The following is a 3,027-nucleotide window of genomic DNA, read 5'->3' on the forward strand; positions in this document are numbered from 1 at the left end:
CCTGTCGCCGACGCTTTCGAAACCCTTTCCCCGGCGCCCTGCCTTCGCATTTCAGTTTTTAGCGTTCGATCTAGCTGCCGATCAATCCTTTTAAATGCGCCACCACACTTCTTCCCAACGCAGACAGCGCATAGCCGCCTTCCAAAGCGGAAACAATGCGGCCGTCACAGTGCGTATCGGCGAACTCCCGCAACCGTTCGGTCACCCACTGGTAATCCTCTTCGCGAAAGCGGAGCTGCGCCATCGCATCTTCGATATGTCCGTCGAAGCCCGCAGAGATAAACAGCATCTGTGGTTTAAATTTTTCCAGTGCCGGTAGCCACTGGTTGCTTACCAGGTCTCTCAGAGCGTCGCCTTCGGCGCCCGCTTCCAACGGCGTATTGACGATGTTTTCCGGCAGTTCGCCCGTGCCGCTGAACGGGTAATAGGGAGACTGGAAACTGGAGCACAACAGGTAGCCCTCGCGACCCGCGACAAAATCTTCTGTGCCATTTCCGTGGTGTACGTCGAAATCGAGAATCGCCACTCGCTCCAGGCCGTGTGCCGCACGTGCATGGGCGGCACCGATGGCGATATTGTTGAACAGGCAAAACCCCATTGCCTTGTCGCGCTCTGCGTGGTGCCCAGGCGGGCGCACGGAGCAGAAGGCAGAATTCACTTCGCCGGCGATGACTTTATCCACAGCATCCACTGCGGCACCGGCAGCGTGTAGCGCTGCGGCAAGGGACTGGGGGCACATGCGGGTATCTTCATCGAGCACCTCGATGCCCTCACTGGGTGCCCGGGAAAAAATCGATGCAACATAATCCGGGGTATGCACCCGTTTCAGTTGCTCACGCGTAGCCTCAGGGGCGTCAAAAAAGCGCAGCACGTATTCCATACCACTGGAAAGCAGCTGGTCCTGGATGGCATCGAGGCGCGCGGGGCATTCAGGATGGTCTTCGCCCATATCATGGAGATTGCAGGCGGGGCTGGTAAAAACGCCAACAGTGGCCATGTTCAGTCCTTGTCAGATACGCTGGAGAGATCCAGCTCCAGATACAGTTCATCCATGCTGTCACCCGGACGAGCAACGAACCCGGCGCTCTCAAAAATGGCGAGCATGGGTTTATTGTCACGGCGCACACAGGCGAACATCGTTTCGATGCCACGCTTACGAGCGATCATTTCCATTTCTTTCAACAGGGTGGTGGCAATACCCTTGCCTCGACGACTCTCCTTGATCACAAAAGCCACTTCGCAGCTGTTGTTCGCTTCGTAAAAATAATAGCGACCCACGCCCTGAATGACTTCACGCCCACCGTCGTTATCGATAAAGCACAACGCCAGATCACGCTGCTGGTCAACACTCACCAGGCTGCAGGATTTTTCCCGCGACATCTGCGTCACATGGTGGTTGTAACGCATCATCAGGGTTTCTTTATTGTGGGTATAGAAAAACTCCTGCAACCCTCGCTCGTCGGCGGGACGCAGGGGGCGCAATGTATATTCGATGCCACCAAACGTATAGCGTTTCTGTTCCACCGTCCCCAGTTCAGGGACAGGCGTTGGCGCCTGCTCCTGGTATTCCGGCACCCAGTAAAATTCTCGCACTTTCTCCAGTAATTCGCGCCGGAAATCGGGGTGGGCGATACGAATCATTTCCAGGGTGCGCTCGCGCACACTTTTTCCGCGTAGGGAGGCGATTCCGTATTCGGTAACCACGTAATGCACATGGGCGCGCGAGGTAACCACACCGCTGCCAGGGGTCAGTGAGGCAACGATACGGGAGATCAGTTTGCCATCTTTATCTTTTGCGGTGGACGGCAACGCGATAATCGGCTTACCCCCCTTGCTCAACGCTGCACCGCGGATAAAGTCCACCTGCCCGCCGATGCCACTGTAAAGTAACCGCCCGATCGAGTCGGAAACCACCTGCCCGGTGAGGTCCACTTCAATGGCACTGTTGATCGCCACCATTTTTTCGTTGCGGGCAATTTTCACCGGTGAGCTTACGTGCTCCGCTGGATAAAGTTCCACATGAGGGTTGCCATCGACAAAGTCGTACAGCATTTTCGACCCCATGCAGTAGGCGGTAATAGTTTTTCCCCGGTGGAAGGTTTTCTTGCGGTTATTGATGACCCCATCCTTCATCAGCCGCGCGATGCCATCGGAAATCATTTCCGAATGCACCCCAAGATCTTTGTGATTTCCCAGATAGCGCAATACAGCATCGTGAACCTTACCCATACCGATCTGCAGAGTGGATCCGTTTTCCACCAGCAGTGAAACGTACTGCCCAATCTGCTCCACTGCCTGATCCATTTCCGGCGGCGGCGACTCGGGGATCGGGGCATCGGCGGTCATCCAGGCGTGGATCTGGTCGCGGTGAATAAAGGTGTGCCCGTTGGTACGCGGCATGCTCGGGTTGATCTGGGCAATGACCGTGGTGGCATTCTTCACAGCAGAGGACACCACATCCACACTCACTCCGAGGGAGCAGTAACCCAGTTCATCTGGCGGGCTCACCATGATCAGTGCTGCATCCAGTGGCAATACATGGTCGCTGAACAACTTGGGGACTTCGGAGAGAAACGTCGGCGTGTAATCCGCGCGCCCTTCCGCCACTGCATTGCGAATGGCGGTACCACCTATATAAAGCGCGTTGACGGTAAACAGTTCAGCGTATTTGCGTTCGGCCCAGATATTGTCAGACAGGGTGAACACCTGGGTAACCTGGATATCGTTGAGCCCGCGACTATTGGCAATTAGGTCTTCCATCAAGGCCGTGGGTACGGCGGCGTGGGAGCCCAGAAAAATACGACAGCCGCTTTTCAGCAGTTGATCCCAGGTGAGGGACTCGTTGCTTTTGGGGTGGGTCAGGGATGACATGGTTTGGAGCTGGTTTCCTACCTAGTTTTAACCATGGTAGGCGTATGGCTTTTTAGTCACAAGCGGGTTTCTGGGGTTTTGGGGCTCCGTCTAAGGTTAAACGGTGGCGGCCAATCACTGGGTATAAGTTTTCGAAACCGCTGTGAATACATCCCT

The 3,027-nt window shown here is 55.5% G+C and carries 2 protein-coding genes; both read right to left on the minus strand.

Annotated features, from left to right (window positions below):
- Positions 1-70: 70 nt before the first annotated feature.
- Complete coding sequence (locus B4U49_RS00845) at positions 71-997, minus strand: histone deacetylase family protein (protein ID WP_193432792.1); 927 nt, start codon at positions 995-997, stop codon at positions 71-73.
- Positions 998-999: 2 nt separating this feature from the next.
- Entirely contained in the window at positions 1,000-2,871 is a 1,872-nt protein-coding gene (locus B4U49_RS00850) for a bifunctional acetyl-CoA hydrolase/transferase family protein/GNAT family N-acetyltransferase (protein ID WP_078082711.1), read from the minus strand.
- Positions 2,872-3,027 lie beyond the last annotated feature (156 nt).

It is taken from the genome of Microbulbifer mangrovi (assembly GCF_002009015.1).
GTDB lineage: Bacteria > Pseudomonadota > Gammaproteobacteria > Pseudomonadales > Cellvibrionaceae > Microbulbifer > Microbulbifer mangrovi.